Source organism: uncultured Metabacillus sp. (assembly GCF_947503125.1).
GTDB lineage: Bacteria > Bacillota > Bacilli > Bacillales > Bacillaceae > Metabacillus.
On sequence record NZ_CANNCR010000001.1, the window covers coordinates 44,287 to 71,257 of the forward strand.

At 36.5% G+C, this 26,971-nt stretch carries 20 protein-coding genes and 1 pseudogene; 18 read left to right on the plus strand and 3 right to left on the minus strand.

Annotated features, from left to right (window positions below):
• The first annotated feature begins 199 nt into the window (after window positions 1-199).
• Window positions 200-3,946 carry a bifunctional 2',3'-cyclic-nucleotide 2'-phosphodiesterase/3'-nucleotidase gene (locus Q1B07_RS00240; protein WP_299086772.1) on the plus strand — a complete coding sequence of 1,249 codons (3,747 nt, stop codon included), beginning with the start codon at window positions 200-202 and terminating at the stop codon, window positions 3,944-3,946.
• Window positions 3,947-4,046: 100 nt separating this feature from the next.
• Here the strand turns inward: Q1B07_RS00240 and Q1B07_RS00245 are convergent, their stop codons facing one another.
• Both Q1B07_RS00245 and Q1B07_RS00250 read right to left on the minus strand, forming a co-directional pair.
• Window positions 4,047-5,570: an MDR family MFS transporter gene (locus tag Q1B07_RS00245; RefSeq protein WP_299086774.1), complete on the minus strand. Its 1,524-nt coding sequence runs from the start codon at window positions 5,568-5,570 to the stop codon at window positions 4,047-4,049.
• Window positions 5,571-5,828: 258 nt separating this feature from the next.
• Window positions 5,829-6,371, minus strand: coding sequence for an anti-sigma factor (locus Q1B07_RS00250; protein WP_299087115.1), 543 nt, complete (start codon window positions 6,369-6,371; stop codon window positions 5,829-5,831).
• On the opposite strand from Q1B07_RS00250, the pseudogene Q1B07_RS00255 reads away from it, so the two are divergent.
• Window positions 6,307-6,501 (plus strand): annotated as a pseudogene (locus Q1B07_RS00255) (ABC transporter permease); the annotation flags it as partial. The gene Q1B07_RS00250 and the pseudogene Q1B07_RS00255 sit on opposite strands and share 65 nt — an antisense overlap.
• 139 nt (window positions 6,502-6,640) lie before the next feature.
• Here the strand turns inward: Q1B07_RS00255 and Q1B07_RS00260 are convergent.
• Window positions 6,641-7,063: a CBO0543 family protein gene (locus tag Q1B07_RS00260; RefSeq protein WP_366945109.1), complete on the minus strand. Its 423-nt coding sequence runs from the start codon at window positions 7,061-7,063 to the stop codon at window positions 6,641-6,643.
• A 516-nt stretch (window positions 7,064-7,579) separates the two neighbouring features.
• Here Q1B07_RS00260 and Q1B07_RS00265 point away from each other — a divergent pair.
• The 16 genes from Q1B07_RS00265 to Q1B07_RS00340 all read left to right on the plus strand — a co-directional run bounded on the left by Q1B07_RS00265 (window position 7,580) and on the right by Q1B07_RS00340 (window position 26,970).
• Window positions 7,580-9,334 carry an ABC transporter ATP-binding protein gene (locus Q1B07_RS00265; protein ID WP_299086775.1) on the plus strand — a complete coding sequence of 585 codons (1,755 nt, stop codon included), beginning with the start codon at window positions 7,580-7,582 and terminating at the stop codon, window positions 9,332-9,334.
• Window positions 9,335-9,343: 9 nt separating this feature from the next.
• Complete coding sequence (locus Q1B07_RS00270) at window positions 9,344-11,164, plus strand: ABC transporter ATP-binding protein (protein WP_299086777.1); 1,821 nt, start codon at window positions 9,344-9,346, stop codon at window positions 11,162-11,164.
• A 189-nt stretch (window positions 11,165-11,353) separates the two neighbouring features.
• Window positions 11,354-12,412, plus strand: coding sequence for a LacI family DNA-binding transcriptional regulator (locus Q1B07_RS00275; RefSeq protein WP_299086779.1), 1,059 nt, complete (start codon window positions 11,354-11,356; stop codon window positions 12,410-12,412).
• Between the two features lie 107 nt (window positions 12,413-12,519).
• A complete protein-coding gene (locus Q1B07_RS00280; protein WP_299086781.1) occupies window positions 12,520-14,457 on the plus strand; it encodes a beta-L-arabinofuranosidase domain-containing protein in 1,938 nt (645 codons plus the stop codon).
• A gap of 402 nt (window positions 14,458-14,859) precedes the next feature.
• The gene (locus Q1B07_RS00285; RefSeq protein WP_299086782.1) at window positions 14,860-16,461 is read left to right on the plus strand and encodes a sensor histidine kinase; all 1,602 of its coding nucleotides are present in this window, start codon (window positions 14,860-14,862) and stop codon (window positions 16,459-16,461) included.
• An 18-nt stretch (window positions 16,462-16,479) separates the two neighbouring features.
• Window positions 16,480-17,172: a response regulator gene (locus tag Q1B07_RS00290; RefSeq protein ID WP_299086784.1), complete on the plus strand. Its 693-nt coding sequence runs from the start codon at window positions 16,480-16,482 to the stop codon at window positions 17,170-17,172.
• A 16-nt stretch (window positions 17,173-17,188) separates the two neighbouring features.
• Window positions 17,189-18,154: a tripartite tricarboxylate transporter substrate-binding protein gene (locus tag Q1B07_RS00295; RefSeq protein ID WP_299086786.1), complete on the plus strand. Its 966-nt coding sequence runs from the start codon at window positions 17,189-17,191 to the stop codon at window positions 18,152-18,154.
• A gap of 172 nt (window positions 18,155-18,326) precedes the next feature.
• The gene (locus Q1B07_RS00300; protein ID WP_299086788.1) at window positions 18,327-18,482 is read left to right on the plus strand and encodes a hypothetical protein; all 156 of its coding nucleotides are present in this window, start codon (window positions 18,327-18,329) and stop codon (window positions 18,480-18,482) included.
• A gap of 302 nt (window positions 18,483-18,784) precedes the next feature.
• Entirely contained in the window at window positions 18,785-20,392 is a 1,608-nt protein-coding gene (locus Q1B07_RS00305) for a sensor histidine kinase (protein WP_299086790.1), read from the plus strand.
• The gene (locus Q1B07_RS00310) at window positions 20,389-21,084 is read left to right on the plus strand and encodes a response regulator (protein WP_299086792.1); all 696 of its coding nucleotides are present in this window, start codon (window positions 20,389-20,391) and stop codon (window positions 21,082-21,084) included. The genes Q1B07_RS00305 and Q1B07_RS00310 overlap by 4 nt, the downstream gene beginning before the upstream one ends.
• Before the next feature lie 185 nt (window positions 21,085-21,269).
• Entirely contained in the window at window positions 21,270-22,283 is a 1,014-nt protein-coding gene (locus Q1B07_RS00315; RefSeq protein ID WP_299086793.1) for a tripartite tricarboxylate transporter substrate binding protein, read from the plus strand.
• 59 nt (window positions 22,284-22,342) lie between these two features.
• Window positions 22,343-22,795, plus strand: a complete 453-nt coding sequence (locus Q1B07_RS00320; protein ID WP_299086794.1) for a tripartite tricarboxylate transporter TctB family protein — start codon at window positions 22,343-22,345, stop codon at window positions 22,793-22,795.
• 16 nt (window positions 22,796-22,811) lie between these two features.
• On the plus strand, window positions 22,812-24,338 hold the full coding sequence (locus Q1B07_RS00325) for a tripartite tricarboxylate transporter permease (RefSeq protein WP_299086796.1): 1,527 nt from the start codon (window positions 22,812-22,814) through the stop codon (window positions 24,336-24,338).
• A 168-nt stretch (window positions 24,339-24,506) separates the two neighbouring features.
• Complete coding sequence (locus tag Q1B07_RS00330; RefSeq protein WP_299086797.1) at window positions 24,507-25,175, plus strand: Yip1 family protein; 669 nt, start codon at window positions 24,507-24,509, stop codon at window positions 25,173-25,175.
• Window positions 25,175-26,293 (plus strand): efflux RND transporter periplasmic adaptor subunit, encoded by a 1,119-nt coding sequence (locus tag Q1B07_RS00335; RefSeq protein WP_299086801.1) that lies wholly within the window; start codon window positions 25,175-25,177, stop codon window positions 26,291-26,293. The genes Q1B07_RS00330 and Q1B07_RS00335 overlap by 1 nt, the downstream gene beginning before the upstream one ends.
• Window positions 26,290-26,970, plus strand: coding sequence for an ABC transporter ATP-binding protein (locus tag Q1B07_RS00340; RefSeq protein WP_299086803.1), 681 nt, complete (start codon window positions 26,290-26,292; stop codon window positions 26,968-26,970). The genes Q1B07_RS00335 and Q1B07_RS00340 overlap by 4 nt, the downstream gene beginning before the upstream one ends.
• Window position 26,971 lies beyond the last annotated feature (1 nt).

The following is a 26,971-nucleotide window of genomic DNA, read 5'->3' on the forward strand; positions in this document are numbered from 1 at the left end:
ATGAAGAAGACATCCTTCATTATGGTCTTCTTTTTTTTATACAAACCTCGTAAAAAAGCGTGTTTTTATTACATCGTTTTACAAGTCTTTACAAAAAATGAACAATTACCTACAGATTTATTTACATTCTCTTAGTACAATAATTTAGTAGTAGGAAAGTAATGGTATCTGAATAAAAAAATGGAAAGGTGGAAATGTTTTGAGGAAAAGATTGAATCGTATATTTAAGTGGAAAATTTTTTATGGTGCTCTGGCATCAACTCTAGCTCTAAGTGTATTTCCATTTTCATCATTGTCAGGCATTGCACATGCTGAAGATACACCTGTTACCATGAATGTAAGGCTTTTGGAGACGACGGATATCCATGCCCATATTATGGATTATGATTATTATGGGGACAAATCCGTCACAAACTTTGGCTTAGTAAGAACCTCTGCATTATTAAAGCAGCGTCAAGCTGAGGTAGAGAATAGTATTCTAGTAGATAATGGTGATTTAATTCAAGGAAATCCCTTAGGTGAATATGTTTATAAACAAGGATTAAGAGATGGAGAGGTTCATCCGATAATCGCTGCTATGAATCTATTGGACTATGACGCTGCAACCGTGGGGAATCATGAATTTAATTATGGCTTAGACTTTTTAAATGAAACGATGGATGATGCCAATTACCCAGTGGTAAACGCCAATGTCTTCCATGTAGGCAATCAAAATGATTACTATTTTAAACCTTATGAAATTGTTGAAAAAGAATTTGTTGATCATAATGGTGAAACTCATAAAGTGAAAGTTGGTTTTACCGGGTTTGTACCGCCGCAAATTAACGTATGGGATAAGAAGCATTTAGACGGAAAGGTTGTAACGAAGGATATCGTCGAATCTGCCAAAAAAATCGTTCCTGAAATGAAGGAACAGGGAGCAGATTTAATCATCGTTATTGCACATACGGGCATTGATCCAAATGAAGGTCAAAGCGGCTCTGAAAATGCTGTTTTTGATTTAACAAAACAGGTAGCAGATATTGATGCTGTTGTATCTGGCCATCAGCATAACCTCTTCCCAGGCGACTCAAGATTTAATGGGGCTGCAAATATTGATAATGAAAAGGGAACAGTTAATGGTGTACCAGTTGTCATGCCGAAAAACTGGGGGAGCCATTTAGGGATGATTGACCTTACTTTACAAAGAACTGAGGTCGTTAATGGCGAAGAGGAATGGGATGTCATTGATTCCAAGTCAACAGCCGAATCCATTTCAGGTGTTAATGAAAAGAACCAGGAAATGGTTGCTGCTGTAAAGAGTGCCCATGACGCTACTTTGGAATATGTCAGAAAAAGTGTTGGGACAACAACAGCTCCTATTAATAGTTTCTTTGCCCTTGTTCAAGATGATCCTTCCATTCAAATCGTAACAGATGCTCAAAGGTGGTATGCTGAACAAAAGTTAAAGGGAACTGAATATGAAGGAATGCCATTATTATCGGTTGGTGCCCCATTTAAAGCAGGAGGGAGAAATGGAGCCGATTATTATACAAATATCCCAAAAGGTGATTTAGCCATTAAAAATATTGGTGACCTTTACCTTTATGACAATACAGTTCAAATTGTGAAAATAACTGGTGCTGAAGTGAAGGAATGGTTAGAAATGTCAGCGGGTCAGTTCAATCAAATTGATCCTGCTTCAACAGAAGAACAAAGTTTAATCAATACAGAATTTCCAACCTACAATTATGATGTGATTGACGGTGTTACATACCAAATTGATGTAACAAAACCGGCTAAATATGATACTAAGGGAAACCTGATCAATGGTGAATCATCACGGATTAAAAATTTAATGTATGATGGCAAGCCAATCGACTTAGACCAGGAGTTTCTAGTTGTAACGAATAACTATCGTGCTTCAGGCGGAGGGAATTTCCCTGGAAATCTGCCTTCAAAGATCATTGAACAATTTCCAGATGAAAATCGTCAAGCGGTAATGAATTATATTATGGAAAAAGGCGAAGTAAATCCTTCAGCAGATAACAACTGGTCAATTGCTCCGATTTTTGGAAATGTAAACGTAACCTTTGAATCATCAACAGAAGCAAAGCAGTTTACTGAAGATACGGATACGATTAAATTTCTTGAAACATTAGATACAGGGTTTAGTAAATATAAATTAGAGGTAGGATCAGATAAGTGGAATCTTACGATTATGCATACGAATGATACCCATGCTCATCTGGACAATGTTGCCAGACGTGTTACTGCTGTAGAGCAAGTCCGAGCAGCTGCTGATCATTCGATCCTTCTTGATGCAGGTGATGTTTTCTCAGGAACATTATTCTTTAATCAATACCTCGGACAAGCTGACCTTGAATTTATGAACATGATGAAATATGATGCCATGGTACCTGGAAATCATGAATTTGATAAAGGGACTAGTGTTTTTGCAGACTTTATTAACAAGGCAAATTTTCCAATAGTAAGCGCTAATATCGATTACTCAGAAGACAGTCATCTAGGGCCATTATTTAAGGACAAATTCGCAAATTCAGGGGAGAAAGGGATTTATCCAGCAGCTATTTTGGATGTGGAAGGTGAAAAGGTCGGTGTTTTTGGATTAACGACAGAAGAAACAGCGATTCTTTCAAATCCTGGTAAGGATATTTCTTTTAATAATCATATCGAAAAGGCAAAGGAAACAGTAAAATTACTTGAAAATGAAGGCATTAACAAGATCATTGCCTTAACACATATTGGTTATAACAATGATAAGGTGTTAGCGGAAGAGGTTGAAGGAATTGACGTAATCGTTGGCGGACACAGTCATACATACCTCGAAGAACCAACAGTATATAACCAAGATACTGAACCGACCATTATTTTATCGGCACAAGAATACAGCTACTATTTAGGCAATACAAACGTAACATTTAATAAAAATGGTGTTCTTCAGGAGTGGGAGCAAAATCTGATCGATCTGGATGCACAAGATGAAAATGGTCAGTATATAATTGAGGAAAACGCTGCAGCTGCTCAACGTTTGGCTGAATTAGCTGAGCCGATCGAAGAATTAAAAAATCAAATTGTTGGTGAAACATCAGTATTCTTAAATGGTGAACGCGAAGATGTTCGTACAAAAGAAACAAATCTTGGAAACTTAATAGCAGATGGAATGCTTTGGCGTGCACAAAAACAAAATACTGGTGCCACAATTGCTATTCAAAATGGCGGTGGAATCCGCGCTTCAATTGATAAGGGTGAAATTTCTCTTGGTGAAGTACTAACGGTCTTGCCGTTTGCCAATACATTAGTAACGCTTGATTTGACAGGTCAAGAAATAATTGATGCCCTTGAGAATGGAGTAAGTCAAGTGGAAGATATAGCAGGCCGCTTTCCACAGGTTGCAGGTCTAAAATTTGGCTATGATCCTGCAAAACCAGCTGGTAGCCGTGTTCATAGTGTGCAGGTTCAAACGGAAAATGGATTCGAAAAAATTAATCTCGGTGAAACTTACACAGTTGCTACCAATGCTTATCTTGCAGATGGAGGGGATGGCTATGCTTCATTTAAAGCTGCAAAAGAAGATGGCCGTATGACGGAACTGTTCATCCCCGATTATGAAGTTTTCCAAGAATATCTGAATGAAATAGGTACTGTAAATGCTCAAACTGAAGGTAGAATTACCATCGGAGCAGAGCCTGCAGAAAACCAAGGAGAAGATCCTGAAGAGCAACCTGGTAATGACCCTGTAAATGATAATGAGGAGAAAGATTCAGGTAAAGATAATTCAGCTTCAGGTAATGGTACCAAAAATAGTGATGTTCCTAATTCAGGAAATTCATTACCAAGTACTGCTACAAATATATATAATTTACTAGCAGCAGGTATTGTGATCATCGTCTGTGGTGTAGCCCTATTTTTTGTAAGACGTAAGACAAAGCAAGTCCAATCTTAATAAAACTTTAAAATTATAAATATTTTTATCATAAGTGGCAATCGAATGTGCTGGACAATATTGAAATTGCCCAGCATATTTGTTTAAAAAATCGACTTTCTTACCCTTTGCTTAGATTCTTTTTCGTCTCAACTCGCCCATTCCCCATCATCAGGACGATAACAGCAGAAACGGCTATTGGAATTAATGCGAGCATAAATGTAGTTGTAATTGAGTCAGACATTGAATGGACAATTTTATCCAAAATGAAGTCAGGGATTTTCTCGCGTTCACCGGCTTGGAAGAGCTGTTGAGGGTCTCCGAGATTTAACGATTGTTGCCCTTCCATTTGACCACCTTGCATATTATTAAAAGCCTTTTTTATCTTATCTGTAAATACATTGTTTTGGATAACCCCAAATATCGTAATTCCTAAAGTCATTCCGAAGGATCTCAGGAATGAGTTCGTGGAGTTTGCTGTTCCACGATAGCGCGGTTCTAGATCGTGAATGGAAGCAGTTGGCAAAAGGGAAAAAGAAAAACCCATTCCAAAGCCAACGATAATCATGTAAATGGTTAATAACATCCGGCTTGTGTCAGGAGTAAGCGTTCCAAGCAAATACATGCCAATAAAATAGGAAATAACGGAAATGATCATCAAATTCCTAAAGCTCGTCTTTGTCTGGAAAACACCGCCAACTCCACTGCCCGCGACAGACCCGAGCATCATGGGCATTAAAATAAAGCCAGCACTTGTAGCTGAACTACCGTAGACTGCTTGAACAAAAATTGGAATGAACACAGTTAAAATAATAAATGTACTACCATATAGGAAGGCTAATAATTGAGATGTAGCGAAAAGTCTCTTTTTGAATAACCAAAATGAAATGATCGGCTCTTTTGCCACACGTTCAATAAAGAAAAATGCAATAAAAAAGATGGTAAAAATAACGAATAAACCAATGATCTGCACGGAATCCCATGCATATTCTTCACCACCTAACTCAAGGGCAAACATTAGGCTAACGACGGCAATCACCAGGGTAATCGCACCCCACCAATCTATTTTTTGTTTGCTGTGTTGTGGTGATTCTTTGTAGTTACGATAAATAATGAATAAAGAAACTAAACCAATTGGAATATTTACATAAAATATCCAATGCCAGCTTATGTACTCGGTAATATAAGCTCCTAATAGCGGTCCTAATACACTCGAAGCCCCAAAAACCGCTCCAAGGAGTCCTGTCATTCTTCCGCGTTTTTCTGGAGGGAAAATATCAAAGATAATGGTAAAGGCGATCGGCATTAAAGCTCCGCCGCCAATCCCTTGAATGGCACGGTAAATACTTAATTGCACAATGTTTTGAGCAAGTCCGCATAACGCAGAGCCTATTAAAAAAATAGCTAATCCAAAAATAAAGAACTGTTTTCTGCCGTACATGTCAGAAAGTTTACCGAATATCGGCATCCCAGCCATTGTCGTCACCATATATGCTGATGTAACCCAGACAAATTTGTCAAATCCGCCTAAATCAGAAACAATTGTTCCCATAGCAGTTGCTACAATCGTATTATCCATTGCCGCCATTAAGATAGCCAATAATAATCCGGCAACAATGAACCGTTGATTGCTTCCTTGTTCCATATATTTTTCTCCCTTCAACAATCATGATTAGATACGACTTGTTTCTTTTGTACTTCATCATTATATAACTCAAATTGTTAAAAGGAAAAGTTAGGATTTATAAATAACTCCAAAGCTTTAGAGTGCGCCAGAAACTCTGCTTAAAGACGGAGTGTATGCAATGGAAATCCACAGGTGAATTTATTGGGATAAAAAGAAAAGAGGCCAAGTGAAATTAAAATAGAATTCATTTAGCACTCTAACATGTAGAATATTTTTTTACCTGGCATCAAATCGAATGAAATAAGAATCTTGTTTTGTAGGAGAACGGCTCCCTCCTTTTGGTTCAATACTGACAATAATGTATTCAGCATCATCAATCGGTTTATTTTTTAGGTAAAGCTGTCCGCTTCTATCTAATAATTGTAAAATGCCTGCATCGTGTAATCCGTTATTTGTTTTTACCCATGCTTGGTAATCCTTGTTTTTTATGGGGATCAGTCCATCAACAAATAAATACAATTCCTCTGTTCGATTATTGACCCAGGCATATCCTTTTAAATGGTCGTTTGTCTCTGGATTCAATTCATAGAGATCTGTATCTGAATTCATTACAAACATCGTTTCTGATGAGGTTGGTTCAATTACTTTTTCCTGATGCTGACTATTTATGATGCCAAAGAAAGCTGCAACACATAAAGCGGCAATACTTGTTGATTTCCAAATGAAAGTTGAACTGAGGAACTTTTTGTTCTGTTCAATTTGTACACCTTCTGTCCGTACGCTTGGGCCGTTAACAATGGAGCAGGTAGTTGGAGCGATTCCAAGCGCTCTTCCATTAAGCCAAAGCTTATTATTAATCACACCTCAGCTAATTGGATTAATAGCTGCTACTCTTCTATGTTTCGGCATATCTTATTTCCTATTTATGCGGAAAGAAATTCGTAACTAACTAGTCGATATAGCTAAACTAAAAAAGACTGTCGCTAAAGGTTATCCTATGTTAGACAGTCTTCTTTTTGAAATTTTAGTAGATTCCTTAGTAATCTCCTATATCCAAAAAATAAATAAACTGATAAAGAAGTCTTGCTTTATTTTAACTCTCCTAAAGAGGGATGGAAGAACAATAACAAAAGGAAAATGATAGGTATAGAAATAATAATGGCAAATAACGGTTTTTTATAATGGATTCTTAAGACGGGAAACATGATCATATTAAAAAGGAGTGACCACCAAATATTCCAGCCGTTTTCATAGATAAAATTCCCTCTTTTATTAAAGATAACTTCTGTTATCCAAAAGAAGAGAGCCCATGCCGCAATATATGCTAACCCTTTTATGCCAGAAGGAAAAAAATGAAGATAAACGAGTATCATGATCGGGACAACGATCAATGTAAAGGCAATTTCAATGATTGAATGTTTTAACCATGAAGGATCTCCTTCATACCTCCATAAAGTATGCTGGTAAAAGACAAAATTATAAAGGAGATTACAAATGACGTAGTATTGAATCGTTGGATAATAATCTTAGCTGATCGCGATTAATAAAAAGGAATACAATTAAGGTAAAAACAGTAATTATAAATAATAAGTACATAAAAGTCCTCTTATATTATATAATTCGTTAAAATTATTTCCTAAATTTGTTAAACTATACACAAAAGCCATAGGATGGTTTATAGGGTGAAAAAGTTCATTTGAGAATTCTTAAATAAGCTTTAATTGCATATCGTTTTAAAGGTATGGAAGTAACCTCATTTTGCAGGTTGCTTTTTTATTTTGTTTCTAAAGGAGCTTTAGGAGTGGTTGGAACAATAAGTTAAATGCGTATTTCTATCTTCTCATACAAAAGTCGTAGACAGATCGTCAAAAAGAAGGAGGCATCTTCCACCTAATGATGCGATTTTCAGAAAAATGAAATAAGGGCTAGAAAATTATTTCGATTGCCGATATATTTATTTGTATGCCGCCATATTTATAACGAATGTAAAAATTAAACAATTCGTCTTTTAGACGGGAGGAGTTTTCATGGAGACCTTTAAAAAATTGAAATCCTTTTATTGGCCTTATAAAAAGTATTTTTTAGCGTCACTGTTTTTTGTTTTATTTATCACCTCAATAACCGTTATTTATCCTATTGTCTTACAGCTAACAATTGATGAAATTGTATTAAAAGAGCAGTATGACTACATTCCATGGATTGTAATCGGGTTTTTATCATTAATGGCGGTAAAAGGATTTTCAGCTTTTTTTCATCAGTATTTAGGGGATATGTTTGGGATTCAATCTGTATATCGGCTGCGAAATGAACTATATGAAAAACTTCAACGTTTGCCTTTTGCGTATTACGACAATGCAAAAACAGGGGATTTAATGTCAAGGCTTACAGCAGATGTTGAAGGTTTCAGGTTCTTTTTATCATTTGGTTTTTCTGAGCTTGTTCGTTTCTTTCTTTTAGTTACAGGAACTTTAACCGTTATGTTTATCTATTCTGTTCCGTTAACACTGGTGACAATTGCTGCATTACCATTTTTGGCAATTGCTGTCTACCGTTTTGATAAAAGAGTACATCCCGCATTTCGGAATATCAGAAAATCATTTGGGAAACTGAACACAAATGTGCAAGAAAATATAAGCGGCATTCAAACAGTGAAAGCATTATCGAGGGAAGATTTTGAAATATCAAAATTCAATCAAGCAAATGGTCATTATAAAGATAATTATTTATCAACTTCATTAGTATGGGCAAAGTATTTTCCACTTATGGAGCTAATCGGAAACATTAGTGTTGTGGCCTTACTAGCATATGGAAGCGTTCTCGTTATGCGAGGAGAGTTACAGCCAGGTGAGCTTGTTGCATTTTTTAGCTTAGTTTGGTATTTGATGATGCCGATTATGCATCTGGGCTTTGTCATTAATATGTTTTCACAATCAAAGGCATCAGGAGAACGCTTGCTTGAAATACTTGAAGCAGATGAAACGATTCGTGATAAAGACAATACAGTCGATGTTTCATCTATTAAAGGGCATGTAACATTTAAGAATGTCAGCCTTCGTTATAAGCAAGAGGATGCATTAGCACTTAATAATGTATCATTTGATGCCCCAGCCGGTAAAATCATTGGGCTCATCGGTGGAACAGGATCAGGAAAAACTAGCTTGACTCAATTAATGACAAGGTTTTATACCCCTACAAATGGTGAAATCTTTATCGATGGCAGAGATATATCTGATTATTCATTAAAAACACTTCGTTCAAATATAGGAGTGGTTTTACAAGAATCATTTCTTTTTTCATCAACGATAAAAGCAAATATTTCCTATGGAAGACCTGATGCGTCAATGGAAGAAATTATTGACGCAGCTAAACGGGCGCAAGCACATGATTTTATTATGGAGCTTCCAAATGGGTATGATACAATGCTTGGTGAACGAGGAATGGGACTTTCAGGCGGGCAAAAACAACGGATTTCTATTGCAAGAGCGATATGTGTTGATCCTAAAATATTAATTTTGGATGATTCAACAAGTGCTGTTGATATGACAACAGAATTTAATATTCAAAAAGCGTTAAAAGAAGTCATGAAGGGAAGAACAACGTTTATCATTGCTCACCGAATTTCTTCCTTGAAGCATGCCGATGAAATCCTTGTTCTTGACAATGGTTCCATTATTGAAAGAGGAACACATGATGAGTTAGTCGAGAACCAGGGATACTATAAAAGAATTTATGATATTCAATATAAGGATCAGAAGGCTGTTCTTCAGTCTACTGTAGGGTAGGTGTGATACATGAAGAATCAAGATAAAAAGCTGGTTATTAAGGAACGTTTCCGCTATTCAACCGATACCGTTATTGATAAGCCGTTTAACTGGAAACAGATGTGGAGGCTGTTAAGCTACTTAAAGCCTTATTCAAAAAAACTGTTGCCGCTTGCTTTTCTTGCTGTAATTGTTTCTGCTGTTGTTCGGTTAACAGCTCCTATTTTAATAGGGAAATATACGCTTGACCATGCTATTAAAAATAATGATATGAATCTATTAACGATTCTTGTCATCACCATTGCAGGATTGTACGTATTATCTTATTTAGCAAATACGTTTCGCATAAAATGGATGAATATGCTTGGGCAAAACGTCATTTATGATTTGCGCAAAGATTTATTTACACATGTTCAGTCTCTTTCACATCGTTTTTTTGACCAGAGATCCGCCGGGTCGATTTTAGTAAGAATCATGAATGATATCAATTCCTTACAAGAGCTGTTTACGAGTGGAGTTATTAATCTATTAATGGATTTTTTCCTGCTCATCGGGGTTGTTGTTCTTCTATTTACACTAAGTCCTGAGCTTACTCTTGCCATTTTGGTCATTGTTCCGTTAATGTTTTTTATTTCAACAAGCTTGCGAAAAAAAATCCGCCGCTCATGGCAAACGGTGAGATTAAAGCAGTCAAAGCTGAATTCTCACTTAAACGAGTCAATTCAAGGAATTCGTGTTACTCAATCGTTCACACAAGAAACAGAGAATATTGAGTTTTTTGATGGTGTGAATACTGAAAATTTTCAGTCCTGGAAAAATGCAACGAGGCGTAATGCGATGTTTACGCCAATGGTAGAGATGACAAATGCGATTGGTACAGCCATTTTACTCTGGTTTGGGGCAACTCTTATCTCAAGCGGTTCGATTACAATTGGTACATTTGTTTCCTTTGCCTTTTATTTAGGAATGTTCTGGGAGCCGATTTCAAGACTTGGCCAGGTATATAATCAACTTTTAATTGGGATGGCTTCTTCGGAACGGATTTTTGAATATATGGATGAAAAACCGATTGTTGCAGAGGCGAAAGATCCTATCTATCTTAAAAATATGGAAGGCAAAATCGATTTTGAATCAGTTGAATTTGCCTATGATGAAACAAGAAAGGCATTAAATCAAATATCTCTTTCAATCGATGCTGGCCAAACCGTTGCTCTAGTTGGCCTTACAGGCTCAGGAAAAACAACTATTGCCAACTTAATTAGCCGCTTTTATGACGCGACTGCTGGTGAAGTGAAAATCGATGGAATTAATATTAAAGAACTTTCTATTGAAGACTTAAGATCAAAAATAAGTGTGGTTCTTCAGGATACGTTTATTTTTTCAGGAACGATTCTTGATAATATCCGCTTTGGTCGTCCTACTGCATCTGATGAGGAGGTTATGGAAGCAGCGAAAGCTGTTGGCACAGATGATTTCATTCAACAATTATCAAACGGATATTTGACAGAGGTTGAGGAAAGAGGGAATGTCCTATCTGTCGGAGAGCGGCAGTTAATTTCCTTTGCAAGAGCATTGCTTGCAAATCCAACCATTATCATTTTGGATGAAGCAACAGCGAGTATTGATACAGAAACAGAAATCAAAATACAAAAAGCGTTAAAAACCTTATTAAAAGGACGTACAGCAATCATGATTGCGCATCGGCTTTCGACTATTCGTGAGGCAGACAATATTATCGTACTTGATCATGGAAATATTATGGAACAAGGAAATCATGAACAGCTGATGGACCGAAGAGGAATTTACTACGGACTTGTTAAGGCGCAATTTAATATGCTTGATGTTGGCTAAGAGATGGAGTTTTCATCTCTTATTTTTTTGCCGTTTATTCGTTATCTTAATAGACAAAATCCGTCATAGCAAGTGGAAGAACATCGCATTTTTTGTAGAAAGAAAATTCAGAAAATTAGCTTGTTTTTTTCGTTGTACTAGTTTATTATCAAAATAGTTTAAACGATTAAACAGGACGAGGCGATGCAGATGGTCACAATGAAAGATATAGCTGAACGAGCAAATGTTTCAATTGCTACGGTTTCTTATGTGTTGAATGAAAGCGGAAACATAAGTGAGGAAACGAAAAAGAAAGTCCTACAAGTGATAAAAGAATTAAATTATCGCCCCAATTTAATTGCCAAGAGCCTTAAACTGCAAAAAACAAATACAATTGGTGTCATTGTTGAAGATATAACTGTATTTAATGCACCAGCGATTATCGATGGAATAAATGAAAATGCCAAAAAGCTTGGGCTTTCAATATTGTTAACAAATATTCGCTTGGAAAAACGTTCTTGCAGCAACATAAAAGATCCGAAAGCTATACAATCAGTAATTAAAAGAATAATGGATGAATTAATTAGTAAAAAAGTCGATGGCATTATATATATTGGTTTGCATCCAAGAGATGTAACGGAAATCATTCCGGAAATCGATACCCCGATCCTTTTTACATATTGCTATACAACAAATGATTTTCACTGCTCGATCAATTACGATGATGAGCAAGCTGCATATGATGCGACAAATTACCTTGTTTCAAGAGGGCATAAAAAAATTGCCTTGATCAGCGGTCTTATTGATTCCATGTCCTCTCACTCTAGATATTCAGGCTATTATAGGTCAATTAAAGAACATAATCTTATCTTTACCCCTGCTTATCTCAAGACAGGAGATTGGCGATTTGACTCTGGATATTCCCTGACAAAAGAACTCCTTACAACAAAAGACCTTCCAACTGCGATTCTTGCTATGAATGATCAGATGGCTATTGGTGCTATTCGTGCTTGCAATGAATTAGGTTATAAAGTACCAGATGATATCTCGATCATTGGCTTTGATAATCGGGAATTTAGCGCATATTATTCTCCAAGATTAACGACGATGAGTTTACCATTAAGAAAGATGGGGCTTTTATCAATTGAAATGATTAACAAATTAATCAGCGGTAGTTTAACAGATTACAAGGAATTAAAAATAACGTTAAACTGTGAATTGATTGAAAGAGAATCAGTCAGTACTGTAACAGAGGACTTATCTTCTTGACAATGACGGGTTCATATTATAGTGAAACGATTAAGTAAATAATTCTGGTATTCAAAAAACGGTGCTTGCCACCAATTAAAATAATAGCTCTACAAGGAGGATATATAATGAAAATTGAACAAAAAAGTAAGCAAAATATTAAAATCACGGATGCTTTTTGGAAAAAACGCCTAGAGGTTATTCGTAATCATGTCATTCCATATCAATGGGAAGCCTTAAATGACCGCCTTCATGATACCCCTCCAAGTCATGCTATTGAAAATTTCAGAATTGCCGCAGGTGAAGCGGAGGGTGAGTTTATTGGAATGGTATTTCAGGATAGTGATGTGGCAAAATGGATCGAAGCTGTTGCGTTTAGCTTGGAAAACGAGTCTAATGAGGAATTTGAGCAAATTGTTGATGAAGTGGTTGCTTTATTAGGCAGAGCTCAAGATGAAAACGGTTATTTAAATACATATTACCAAGTGAAGGAACCATCGAAACGTTGGACGAATTTGCGTGATAATCATGAATTATATTGTGCAGGCCATTTAATCGAAGCTGCAGTTGCATATTATAGAGCAACAGGGAAGAAACAATTTTTAGATATTATGTGTCAGTATGCCGACCATATTGATTCAATTTTCGGTCCTGAAGATCATAAGCGAAAAGGCTACCCAGGTCATCAAGAAATTGAATTAGCATTAGTAAAATTATATGATGTGACAGGAAATGAAAAGTATTTAAACTTAAGTAAATATTTCATTGATGAGCGAGGTAAACAACCGCATTATTTTGATATTGAGAAAAAAGAAAGAAATGACATGAAGCCATTTTGGTTCAATGATGACTATGCTTATCATCAAGCACATATTCCCGTTAGAGAGCAAAAAGAAGCAGTTGGCCATGCTGTACGTGCTGTCTATATGTATACAGCCATGGCAGATCTAGCTGCAAAGACAAACGATGAATCCTTAAAAAAAGCATGTGAAGCTTTATGGGAAAATGTAACACAAAAGCAAATGTACATTACTGCAGGTATGGGTTCAATGGTTTTTGGTGAGGCATTCTCATTTGATTATGATCTGCCTAATGACCTATCTTATACAGAAACATGTGCTTCTATCGGGCTGGTATTTTGGGCAAAACGAATGCTCGATCTTGAAGTGAACCGAAAATATGCCGATGTAATGGAAAGGGCATTATATAATGGGACCATTAGCGGAATGGATTTAGACGGGAAGAAGTTCTTCTATGTAAATCCATTAGAGGTACAGCCGGAAGCTAGTAATAAACGAAACGATAAAAAGCATATTAAGCCAGTCCGACAAAAATGGTTCGGATGTGCCTGCTGCCCGCCAAATATTGCTAGATTAATAGCATCCATTGGCCATTATATATACTCTCAAAAAGAGAAGGAATTATTTGTTCATTTGTATTTGGGACATGAAACAACTGTAGAAATTGAAGGAATGTCTGTTGGACTTTCACAGAAAACAAACTATCCATGGGATGGTCATATTTCAATAGTAGTATCTCCTCATTCTGAGCAAGAATTTACCTTGGCACTTCGCATACCTGGCTGGTCAAAAGGTGCTTGTGTAAAAGTCAATGGAGATATTGTGGATCATCAGAACCTCATGAAAAATGGTTATGTCTACCTTAATCGTGTATGGAAAGAAAATGATTTAGTGGAATTATCCTTACAAATGGACATCGAACGTATTCAAGCAAATCCAAGAGTTCGAAATAATAACGGCAAAGTTGCACTCCAGCGTGGTCCTGTTGTTTATTGTCTTGAGGAAGTTGACAATGGCAGGAATTTACCATCCATATTCCTGCCGAGAAACGCTGAATTAACAGCTACATTTGAGGGGGATTTATTAGACGGGGTTGTTGTCATTTCAGGTCAAGCTGAACAAATACTAGAGGATGGCTGGGAAAATCAACTATATCGTACAGTACAGGACCATGTAAATACAATTAAAATAAAAGCAGTACCTTACTTTGCCTGGTGCAACCGTGAACCAGGTGAAATGATCGTTTGGATAAATGAAAAGAGATAAGATTTTAACAATCGCAAAAATAAAATGAATTGTAAAAGAGCGCCAAATTGGCGCTTATTATATTGGCTACTTATTGTTGTATAAAATGAACGAAATAACTTTTAAGTATAAAAAGAATAATATACTCTTATCATCTTTTAAGTATAAAAAAACCATAATGTTTACCCACTATGGAACTTCTCTTATAGTAGAGTAGAATATTTTAAATGTTCCAATTATTTTAGAATGGAAGCGCGTTCAATTAAAGGGGAGCTTTCATTATGTGTGTTATCAGGTTGATTTGTTTAGCTAGGGGATCCTCTCTAGCTCTTTTTTGAGTTATCTGACATGTTGCACCCTCTATCTTAGTATGTAAAAATAGTAGGATCATTAGTAAACCATTAATTTAAAAGGGTTATGAGCATGTACAAATTTAAAAAAATTACTCTTCAAACAAAGATTTTGGGTCTAATAAGCACGTTGATTTTGATCATCATTTTTCTACTTGCAAGCATCTTTGCTTACTTGCAATCAGTTGATACCAGGAATCAGGTCGAGCAATTAGCCTTACAAACAGCTAAAACGATATCCCTAATGCCTGAGCTTAGGGAAGCGATCGAGAAAAATAATTTAGAAACGAATTTCAGGCCAATTGCCGAACAGGTTAAAGATCAAGTGCACGCGGCAAATATCATGATTGAAAACCGTAATGAAATTATTTATTCGCATGTTTCTCCGAATAAAGTCGGTACAATGAGTTCTGATCACACCAATTATCACGCACTGCTATTTGGAGGATCAAACATTTTTGAGGTCGAACGTACAGAAGGTTCAGTTATCATTGGGAAGGTTCCAATTATCGCAGACTATGGTGATTACACTAGGGTGATTGGAACAGTATCGGTTGAATTTTTAGAAAAAGACATTTACCAAAACTTAATTAATAGGATCAAAACAATAGTGGTCGCTTCAACGATTGTTTTTATGCTGGGAATTATTGGTGGCATTTTTCTAACAAAAAGCATTCGAAAAGACACATTGGGGTTAGAGCCCCATGAAATTTCTTCTTTATTTCGGGAAAGAAGTGCCATCCTTTTATCGATCAAGGAAGGGATTATTGCCCTTAACCAGGAAGGTTTTATTACGTTAGTTAATCATTCTGCAGAGTCGATGCTACATCTTCTTGAGGATGGTATTAAAGGCAAGCATATTCACAAAGTCATCCCAAATTTAGAGATAGATGAAGTATTACAAATGGGAAAAACGATCCATAATGTTGAGGTCAAGATAAATGATAAAATGTATATCTTTAATTTAATCCCAATTTTTGAAGAAGAACATGTAGTTGGAGTCGTATCCAGTTTTCGCGATAAAACGGAATTAAAAAAGCTAATCGAAACGATTTCGGAGGTTCGCGATTATTCTGAGGGACTTCGGGCTCAAACACATGAATACGCAAATAAATTATATTTATTATCGGGATTGCTTCAATTAAAACGTTACCAGGATGCATTTGATTTTATCCAAAAAGAATCCAACATCCATCAACATCAAAATCAGATCTTATTTAATCAAATACATGATGCTAATGTTCAAGCTATTTTGCTAGGTAAACTAGGAAAAGCTTCTGAAAAGAAAGTACTGTTTGAAATTGATCCAGATAGTTATGTCGAACCTTTGCCAAATCATATTGAGGTAACGGACATTATCACCATAATTGGAAACCTGATTGATAATGCATTCGAAGCAGTAATTCATCAAAACGAAAAAAAAGTTACTTTTTCAATCTCAAGTATTGGCAACGATATTATTATAGAAGTGGCAGATAGTGGGAAAGGCGTATCCAAAGACTTAATTGATTCATTGTTTACATTAGGGTACTCCTCAAAGGGGGAAAATAGAGGCTACGGGCTCTTTAATGTGAAACGAATCGTAGAAGCTTTAGATGGAACGATTGAAGTTAGCAATGAGAAAAATGGCGGGGCTATTTTTACAGTTTACCTTCCAAAAAAGTTTATGGAATAAAGTAAGGAGAGGAACGACATGATTAAAGTTGTTATTGCTGAGGATGACTTTCGAATTGCCCAAGTACAGGAGCAATTTTTACAAAAGGTACCAGATGCTACTTTAGTTGGAAAGGCACTAAATGCGAAAGAAACAATGGATATTTTAGATAAGCACAAGGTTGATTTACTATTGCTTGATATCTATATGCCTGATGAGCTTGGTACAGAGTTATTGCCAAAAATAAGAGAGCATCATCCAGAGGTGGATATTATTATGGTAACTGCTGCAACAGAGCGAACAATGCTAGAGACAGCGATAAGATATGGCGTCTTCAATTATCTTTTAAAGCCAGTAACCATGGAGAAATTTTTGGAAACGATAGAAGATTATAAAAAGAAGAAAAAACTGATTAGCTGTCGTGAAGAGGTTGATCAGTCTTTGATTGACCGGTATTTTGGCATATCTAATCAGTCTGCCGTTAGTCAAAAGGATCTTCCTTCAGGTGTGGACCGTTTAACCTTACAAAAGGTCAAAGAAATTATGGCAGAACTTAAAGGGGGAATTTCAATCGAGGAAATGGGTGAAAAAATGGGAGCTTCAAGGACAACTGCGAGGAGATATCTAGAGTACCTTGTTTCAATAAATGTCTGTATCGCAAAACATGATTATGGTATCGTAGGAAGACCCGAGAGAAAATATTACCTTATTGAAGATTATCGGGTTATTTAACCTTAAGAGGATGAAAATGGGAAAAAAAAGATGGTTTATTTTCGCACTTCTTCTCATGTTATCAGCCGGTTGTTCATTGGATGGTAACGACAAAAACATCACAAAAGAAGTAACGTTGATTGCACCTAGTTCAAGAGGAGGAGGCTGGGATATAACGGCAAGAGCAATACAGGAAATCTTAATGAGTGAAAACATAATCGAGAATATTCAGGTTGAAAATATAATAGGTGCTGGCGGAGAATTAGGCTGGAAATATATACAGAAGCAAAATCATCCTGTATTAGCTATGAATTCGAGTCTCCTCATAACAAATCATTTATTAGGTCAAAGCAAGCTCACGTATAAAGATTTTACGCCAATTGCGACTTTAGCAACAGAATGGGAAGTTGTCATTGTAGCAAAAGATTCTAGTATAGCTAATGCTGGGAGTCTTATGAACGATTTGAAAAAAACCCCCCATGCATACAAAATTGGTGTCTCTCCTAGGCTAGGGAATGATGATCAACTTTCATTTGTTTTAGCAAGTAAGCATGCTGGCGTGCAGCCTGAAGAGCTTGATTTTTATGTGTATGAGAATAGCAATAAAGTTGTCGAAGCATTGTTAAAAAAACAAATCGATGTTGCTACGATGACATTATCAGAGGCAAAAAAATATTATGATTTGAAACAGGTGAGACCGCTTGTCATTTCAGCCGATAAACGATTAAAAGAGCTACCTGAAATTCCAACATGGAAAGAGGAAGGAATCGATTTAGTCTTTGAACATTGGCGTGGAATTATGGGACCTCCAAATATGACAAAGGATGAAATAAGTTTCTGGGACGAAGCATTAAAAAAAATGGTAAGAACTGAAAAGTGGAAGCAAACGCTTCAAAAGTATATGTGGAAGGATTTTTATAAAGATAGTAGTACGACAGCAGGGTATCTTGAAAAACAAAGTAAAATGTACGAGGATTTAATGGGAGTAAATATAAAAGACTAATGATTCATGAACAAAATAAACAAAATAACATATTTGACTATAAAAAAATAAATTGTTAAATTATTTACTTTGTCATTATATAGCTTTAAGATAGTGCCAAAAGTTAACGACAGCTTGTAATATAAATCGTTGCTGTAGTGGCTTTTTAAAACAATAATGGGGGACAGGAATCATGTGGGTAATTACGGTTTATGCTGAGGAAAGCATCAAAATGTATGAATTTGAGGATGAAATCGAGGCTAAGGAATCGATACAAAAGATAAAAGGTCGTAAAATTCTCTCACATGTTGTCTATTTTAACGATCAATTTATAGAAGCGATTCGTTAAAAACTATTTTTTACAAGGCTGACTTGTTATGATGATCAAAATCTCTCACCATCCGCTAAAGGGCAAGATTGAGAATTTTGATAATGAATAGGTCAGCCTTTATTTATACTTTAAGAAAGCATAAATTGGCAGCGAAGTAGGGAATTCGACGTAGTGGCCAATTTTAAGTATAAAGTATCAGCGCAACTACTCATCATGCTTCGCCTTTCAGGCTCGCCAGTCGGCAAGTTTTCTTTATGATATTTATTATACATAAGTTAGGGGGTAAAATTGTAAGCGATTACTAAAATGGAGGTGATGCAATGAAAAAATTTTGGAAGGTTAAACTTCATGATCGTATCAACATTTTTGCAATTGGCCTTATTTTGCTCATTGTCCTTTTATGCAGCTTGTTGTATTTTCAGATTTTATCAACGACGGTTGAAAAGCAACTAAGCAAGAGGGCTTTACATGTAGCGACAACGATCGCCTTAATGCCTGAAATTCAAAATGCTTTTTATACGGAAGATCCTTCAGGGGTTATTCAGCCAATTGTAGAAAAGATTCGCGTTCAAATTGATGCAGAGTACATTGTTGTTGGAAATAAGGAAGGGATTCGCTATTCCCATCCACTTCCTGAAAGAATTGGGAAGAAGATGGTGGGTGGAGATAATGAAAAAGCGCTAAAGGATGGAAAGTCATATGTTTCAAAGGCAACTGGTTCTCTTGGCCCTTCGTTACGAGGCAAGGTACCTGTCATTGGAAAGAATGGAGAGATAATTGGTGTCGTTTCTGTTGGTTTTCTCATTGAAGATATACATGATTTAGTCTTTGGGTACGCTAAGCCAGTCATTAGGATTGCCCTCATTGCTTTAGTCATTGGAACAGTCGGATCACTTCTGCTTGCGAAAAGAATTAAAAGACTCATGTTTGGGCTTGAACCAGAAGAAATTGCAGCGTTGCTTATGCAGCGTAATGCCGTATTGGAATCTGTTAGAGAAGGAATTATGGTCATTAATAATGAAGGGCATATCTTAATCATGAATCAAGCTGCATATGAGATTTTGTCCTTAGATAAGCAAAAACAGGTAATTGGAGAATCAATTGATACGATTATGCCAAATACTTCACTTTTAGAAGTATTAAAAACAGGTAAAAAGCAATTAGATAGACAAATAGAATATAAGGATAAGGAAATTATTGCAAATCGTTTGCCAGTTATGCTCGGTAATGACGTAATCGGAGTTGTTTCCAGCTTTCGCTTGAAATCTGAAATTGATCAATTAACGGAAGAGCTATCACAGGTAAAACGTTATACGGAAGCATTGCGGGCACAAACACATGAGTTTAATAATCTTCTTTATACTATTTCAGGTTTAATTCAACTTGGGTCATCTGATGAAGCACTTGAACTTATTCATCATGAAAAGGAGAATCACAAAGACTTTGTTCAATTTTTAATGAAAAAAATCAAAGATCCTTGGCTCGGAGGAATTATTTTAGGTTTCTATAATCGTGCAAAGGAATTAAAAATATCATTTCAATTTGATAGAGAAAGCAGCTTAGAAAAATTTCCTAAGCATATCGACAATAGTTATCTCGTATCCATTTTAGGAAACATCATAACAAATGCTTTTGAAGCAATGGATGAAACTCCATATCGCAATCGTAAGGCGCGATTATTAATAACAGATTTAGGTGAGGACCTATTATTTGAAGTGGAAGATTCAGGTCCAGGGATTGATGACAAGCTAATTCCTTTTATCTTTGAGAAGGGGTTTTCTACAAAGAATGGAGGAAATCGGGGTTTAGGATTATCAAGGGTTAAAGAGCTTGTAAAGGAGATGAATGGCAGCATTTCGATTGAAAAAGGGGATTATGGCGGAGCATTATTCATCGTAACCATACCTAAGGAGGAGAAAACTTTATGAAGATAGAGGTAATGATTGTCGAGGATGATACAAGAATTGCAGAAATTAATAGCCGCTTTACAAAAAAGGTAGAAGGATTTGACGTGATTGCGATTGCTTCATCTGGTAAGCAGGCTCTTGAATTATTAGAGATTATTGAGCCACAGCTGGTGCTACTCGATGTCTATTTACCTGACATAAAGGGAACCGAATTAGCAAAGATGATTCGTAAAACCCATCCTGATATTGATATCATCATGATAACTGCAGCATCAGAAGTAGAGATTGTCGGCCGCTCACTTAGAAGCGGAGTATTTGATTATATTGTCAAGCCAGTGATATTTGAGAGATTTAAAAATAGTCTTGAAAACTATCAAAAAAAGCTTATAAAACTAAACACAAACAAGAATTTATCACAAGAGGAAATTACTGAACTGTTGTTTTACGCTCGAACGGAGGATCATGAACCGTTAACTAAAGAAGTGCCAAAAGGGATAGATCCTCTTACATTAAATAAAATTCTCCACTATCTTCCTTTGATAAATGAAGAAGGAATAACGGCGGAAATCCTAAGCAAAGAGTCAGGAGTAAGCCGGTCTACGGCAAGACGTTATTTAGAATATTTAATATCACAGAAAGAAATTGTTGCTGATTTAGCTTATGGTCATGTAGGTAGACCAGAAAGAAGATATTTTCGTCCGAAACAGAAATAAGCTGCTGTTGTTTAGCTTCTAGTTCAAATTAATTTTTTATGAAATTTATGAACAAAAAGATTTATATAGGTTTTATTGGACTTATGACGATAAGATTCTAAAAAATCGATCATTCTGATACCTTTAAGACGGCGCTTACAAGTGCTGTCTTTTCAATTAGAGAAGATAAATATAGGGGGGATAGAATGAGAAAAAGCTTCTTTTTTGTTATCATAGGTATATTTTTTATAGTGCTAGCAGCATGTGGGAATCAGGAAGCAGGGAGTAAAAATGAGAGCGCTTCCTCGTATCCTAAAAAACCAATTACCATTGTTGCTCCTTCTGGTGCTGGAGGAGGCTGGGATTTAACTGCCCGTTCCTTAGCAAAGATTTTAACGGAGACGAAATTAGTGAATGAAACCATAACAGTTGAAAACAAACCAGGTGGTGGTGGAGCTGTTTATATGGCTGAATTTGCAACACAAGAAAAAAATAATCCGTATAAATTAATGATTAGTTCACCACCAATCTTAATTAATCACGAGAAGAAAGAAGGAAATAGTCCATATGGCTATAAGGATACGACTCCACTTGCACAGCTGACGAGAGACTATGGTGCCATTGTTGTAAGAAAGGATTCTCCTTTTACTGATTTAACCTCAGCATTAGAGGCAATAAAAGCGGATCCTGCCAAAGTAACCGTAGCAGGTGGATCTGCCCCAGGTTCAATGGATCATTTAATAGCTGTATTACCGGCTTTTAAATATGGGATTGATCCAAAAGCTGTTAAGTATGTTTCATATGACGGCGGTGGAGAGGCAGTTGCCGCTTTACTTGGGGGAAATGCAGATATCATAGCTACAGATGCTTCAACGATTGGTGAATATGTGAAATCAGGAAAAGTTAGAGTCTTAGCAGTAAGTTCTACAGAAAGATTAGGTGAAGAATTGGCAGAGGTACCTACCTTTAAAGAAGCGGGAATCGATGCAGAATTTACAATATGGCGCGGTGTTTTTGCAGCTAAAGATATGAAGGAAGTTGAACTGGCTTATTGGGAAAAAACGTTAAAGGAGCTTTCTGAAAATGAAGCTTGGGTGAAGGAATTAGAGACAAACGGCTGGGAAAGTGCCTACAAAAATGCTGCTGATTTTAAAACCTTTTTAGACGATCAAAATGTCGTTGTTCAAGAGTTATTAACAGCTTTAGAAATGGAAAAATAACATTTAGTTGAAGCGGAGGGGGCTTTCTTCCTTCCTCTTCATGGAGGTGAACAGACTACATGAGTAAAACATTTGATCGTTATTCAAGTATTGTCTATTTGATGATCGGCATCTTTTTTATTTCTGAAAGCAGAAATATTTCTGATACAGCTTATGGGAGCAATGTTGGTCCTGATATATTTCCAACTATATTGGGAGCAATCTTGATATTGCTTAGCATCAGGTTATTTTATGAAACTTTCCATTATTTAGATCCTGCTACAGAAAAAGAGGTATTGGATTATAAACCATTTTTCAGCATCTTGATTTCAGCATTATTTTATGCTTTGTTGCTTGAGAGTGTAGGGTTTATCCTTACGACCTTTCTCTTTTTATTGATTTGTTTCCAAGTAATGGATCGGAAACAACTCATCAAATCTGCCGTCATTGCAGCATGCTTTTCTGGCGGTGTTTACTATTTATTTGTAGAAGTTTTGGAAGGCTCTTTACCAGGATGGCCAATTTGGTTATAAAAGCGGGGTGATTACGTTGGATACAGTTCAATTTCTTTTAAATGGATTTTCAGAAGCGTTACAATGGCATAATTTATTATTTGCTTTTGTTGGTGTGTTGATCGGAACAGCTGTTGGCGTGTTGCCCGGGATAGGCCCTATGAGCGGGGTTGCGTTATTAATACCGGTAACTGCAACCTTAACTTCAGGTTTGGATCCGGAATCTGCAGCAGCCAGTTCAATCATCTTATTAGCTGGTGTATATTATGGTGCAATGTACGGTGGTTCGACAACATCGATCTTATTGAATACACCTGGAGAATCATCTTCTGTTGTAACAGCATTGGATGGGTATCAAATGGCAAAGCAGGGGAGAGCAGGTGCTGCTTTATCGATTGCTGCTATTGGATCATTTGTTGCCGGAATCATTGCTCTTATTGGCTTAACTTTATTAGCTGAGCCTTTATCAAGTGTTGCTCTATCCTTTGGCCCAGCAGAGTACTTTTCGTTAATGATTTTAGGGTTGTGTGCTGTGAGCGGACTTGCCGGCAAGTCCAGAACAAAAGCGATGATCATGACGGTGGTCGGGCTATTAATTGCCACAATCGGGATGGATAATGTATCCGGAGTCGCGCGGTTTACTTACGATCATCCCGTCTTATATTCCGGAATTGAATTTTTAACAGTAGCGGTTGGACTTTTTGCACTTGGCGAAGTGTTTAAAACCATTCTTGAAAAAGAAAAAAACGATGGTTCGATTGCAAAGGTCGAAAGGATCCTGCCGACGAAAAAAGACTTAAATAATAGCTCAGGCCCTATCGTAAGGGGTTCATTATTAGGATTTTTTATTGGAATCTTACCAGGTGCTGGGGCAACTCTTGCTTCATTTTTTTCTTATATTATGGAAAAGAAAATCAGTAAACATCCAAGTAAATTTGGTCAGGGAGCGATTGAAGGTGTTGCTGCACCAGAGGCCGCAAACAACGGAGCCTCTGGAGGAGCGATGATTCCATTGCTTACCTTGGGGATTCCAGGGTCTGGTACAACTGCCATTTTAATGGGTGCATTGATTATGTATAATATTCAACCAGGTCCTCTATTTTTTACAGATCATCCTCAGATTGCATGGGGATTGATTGCCAGTATGTTTATAGGCAATGTGATGCTGCTTATTTTAAACCTGCCTCTTGTCAGGGTTTTCGCAAAAATTATTGAGACACCAACGAAATATTTATTGCCGATCATCATCGCAATTTCTATTTTTGGTGTATATGCTGTCCAATTTACTGTATTTGACCTATTGTTATTAATCGGCTGCGGTGTTTCAGGTTATTATCTAACAAAGAATGACTATCCCGTCGCACCACTTGTTTTAGGATTGGTTCTAGGGCCAATGATTGAAAACAATATGAGAAGGGCATTAACCACTTCTAATGGCGATTTCATGATTTTCCTTGAACAGCCTCTCTCATTATTTTTTATCCTAGCCGCTCTTTTATGGATGACCATTCCAATTGTGTTAAAAATAAAAGGTAGAAATGTAATCATTAATGAAGGAGCTTAATAGGTAATAAAAGAATGAAAAGCATCCTAGCTAAAGAGCGCATGATAAAAAAAGACATTATCACTTTAGGTAATGTCTTTTTTGTGTGGGAAAAAATAATAAATTATGAAACTATTTCCCTATCTCTGCGTATTAATAAATGACTACATAAATTGGAGGTTAGTTACAGTGGAACAAGAAACAATTCAAAGGAAAAAACCATCAATATTTGGAATGATTTTTAGTCCTGGAGAACAGTTAGAGAGAATTCGCGAAAGGCCGGTTATCTGGCTGCCACTAATTTTATTGACATTAGTTATGACCATTATAGCAGTATTTTCAGCATTAAATATTGATTATTCCGCTATGCCTGGAATGGAAATGTCTGCTGAAGAGGAGCAAATGGCTAAAATTTTTGGTGTTGTGGGAGCAGGATTAGTTGGATTTTTTGGGACGCCAATTGGTTACCTTTTTTTTGGACTCATTTTTTGGGCGATAGCTAAGGTTGCAAAATCAGATGCTACATTTAAGCAGATGTTCTCTTTAATGATATTTACCAGTATTATTACTACAATTGGACAAATATTGAATCAGCTTATTATTTTTGCTATTGATGGAGATCCGCTGATTATGCTGACAAGTTTAAACAGTCTTGTAGGTGCAGATGGTGTATTAGGAGCTGTACTTAGCACATTTGAAGTATTCAGTATTTGGTATTATATCGTTTTAGGTATGGGTTTAGTGAAAGTAGCAAAGCTTTCTAAGCCGGCAGCGGTGATTATCACAATTGTGTTCTTCGTATTAGGAATTATCATTGCAGCTATAGGGGGAGCATTTGAAGGGATGACACAGTTCTAATGAAGAAAAAAATCTGGATTTCAATTGGTGTTGGCCTCATTATCCTTATTTTAATAGGATTAAATGTATTCGCTGCTTTAAGGAAAGAAAATCCTGTTGTAGACACTATAAATCTGGAAAAACGGGAAATCACCGAAAAGGTTATGGTTCCGGGAACACTTTCATTAAGTCAAGAGGACTTTATCTACTTGGATCCAGAAAAGGGTGAAGTGTCCGAGATTCTAGTTAAGTCAGGAGATAGACTTGAAAAAGGAACCCCCTTATTAATATATGAAAATGAACAGCTCCAATTAGAAAAAGAGCAAAACACACTTTCAATTGAATCAGCTTATTTAAGAATTAACCAAATCAAAGACCAAATTGATAATTTGGAAGAAAAGGAAGAAGACTTAGCGAAACAAGTTGGTGAACAGGAAGCAGAAGAACAGGTTGAAGCAGAGAAGGATCAATTAGAAACAGATTTAAAGGTAGCTGATATTGAAGCTAGACAGCTCCTTCTTCAAAAAGAAACCCTTAATAAGAAGTTAAGTCAGCTGGACGTCAAAAGTGAAATCGCAGGAACCGTGCTATCTATCGATGAAGAGGCGGTTGCAGGGATCTCACAAACACCAATGATCCATATTGGAAATACGGATGAATATGTTGTTAAAGGGGTTATTTCAGAATACGATGCATTAAAAATATCAGAAAACCAAGCAGTTGTTCTAAGATCAGACGTTATTCCTGATAAAGAATGGAAGGGAATTGTAACAAAAGTGAGTCTATTACCTGAACAAACTGAAAATGGAATTGGCAATGAAGACTCAGCTGTCCAATATCCAATAGAAGTTTCCATTAATGCAAAGGATTTTGCAGCAAAACCTGGATTTAAGCTGATAATGGAAATTGAAATGAACAAACGGATCGTTGAAGCTGTTCCTCTTGAAGCGGTTAAACAGGACGGAGAGGACTATTATGTATATGTCGTCGAAGATGGAAAAGCTATTCGCAAGAAGGTAATAACCGGAGCTACTAGTGATGAATTTATGGAGATTACATCTGGTTTGAAAAATGGAGATGCCGTAATCATTAATCCGCCAGATCATCTTCAGAATGGGATGGAAGTGACGACGAAATGATCGAGCTTTCAGCTATCACCAAAAGCTATAAAGTTGGAAATGAAACATTAGAAGTTTTAAAAGATATCAATCTTTCCATTGGTGATGGAGAATTTGTCGCTATTATGGGCCCTTCAGGGTCTGGAAAATCTACGTTAATGAATGTAATAGGATGTTTAGATAATCCTACTTCAGGTACATATTTATTAAAGAACGAAGATATTTCTTCATATAAGGATGAGGAGCTTGCAAAGGTTCGAAACCTTTCCATCGGATTCGTTTTTCAGCAGTTTCAATTATTGCCGCGTTTGACAGCATTAAAGAATGTTGAGCTTCCTATGATTTATGCAGGGGTAAAGAAAAAGGATAGAGAAGAACGAGCAAGCCGAGCACTGGAAAAAGTAGGATTAGCTGATAGGATGAATCATTTACCGAATGAGCTTTCAGGTGGTCAAAAACAACGTGTAGCGATAGCGAGAGCCATTGTTAATGAGCCGAACATTATTTTGGCCGATGAACCAACAGGTGCACTTGATAGTAAAACAAGCATTTCGATTATGGAGCAATTTACAGCATTAAATAAAGAAGGCACAACAGTAATTCTAGTTACACATGAACAGGAAGTTGCTGATTATGCTAAGAGAATCATTACGGTTAGGGATGGAACGATTCTCTCAGATGATGAGAGGAGATTTTAAA

Coding starts and splice junctions, on each gene's coding strand:
- Q1B07_RS00315 (WP_299086793.1), top strand. CDS start 21,270: ATGAGAAAAAGCTTCTTTTTTGTTATCATAGGTATATTTTTTATAGTG.
- Q1B07_RS00305 (WP_299086790.1), top strand. CDS start 18,785: ATGAAAAAATTTTGGAAGGTTAAACTTCATGATCGTATCAACATTTTT.
- Q1B07_RS00270 (WP_299086777.1), top strand. CDS start 9,344: ATGAAGAATCAAGATAAAAAGCTGGTTATTAAGGAACGTTTCCGCTAT.
- Q1B07_RS00245 (WP_299086774.1), bottom strand. CDS start 5,570: ATGGAACAAGGAAGCAATCAACGGTTCATTGTTGCCGGATTATTATTG.
- Q1B07_RS00320 (WP_299086794.1), top strand. CDS start 22,343: ATGAGTAAAACATTTGATCGTTATTCAAGTATTGTCTATTTGATGATC.
- Q1B07_RS00265 (WP_299086775.1), top strand. CDS start 7,580: ATGGAGACCTTTAAAAAATTGAAATCCTTTTATTGGCCTTATAAAAAG.
- Q1B07_RS00300 (WP_299086788.1), top strand. CDS start 18,327: ATGTGGGTAATTACGGTTTATGCTGAGGAAAGCATCAAAATGTATGAA.
- Q1B07_RS00310 (WP_299086792.1), top strand. CDS start 20,389: ATGAAGATAGAGGTAATGATTGTCGAGGATGATACAAGAATTGCAGAA.
- Q1B07_RS00285 (WP_299086782.1), top strand. CDS start 14,860: ATGTACAAATTTAAAAAAATTACTCTTCAAACAAAGATTTTGGGTCTA.
- Q1B07_RS00295 (WP_299086786.1), top strand. CDS start 17,189: ATGGGAAAAAAAAGATGGTTTATTTTCGCACTTCTTCTCATGTTATCA.
- Q1B07_RS00290 (WP_299086784.1), top strand. CDS start 16,480: ATGATTAAAGTTGTTATTGCTGAGGATGACTTTCGAATTGCCCAAGTA.
- Q1B07_RS00340 (WP_299086803.1), top strand. CDS start 26,290: ATGATCGAGCTTTCAGCTATCACCAAAAGCTATAAAGTTGGAAATGAA.
- Q1B07_RS00280 (WP_299086781.1), top strand. CDS start 12,520: ATGAAAATTGAACAAAAAAGTAAGCAAAATATTAAAATCACGGATGCT.
- Q1B07_RS00275 (WP_299086779.1), top strand. CDS start 11,354: ATGGTCACAATGAAAGATATAGCTGAACGAGCAAATGTTTCAATTGCT.
- Q1B07_RS00335 (WP_299086801.1), top strand. CDS start 25,175: ATGAAGAAAAAAATCTGGATTTCAATTGGTGTTGGCCTCATTATCCTT.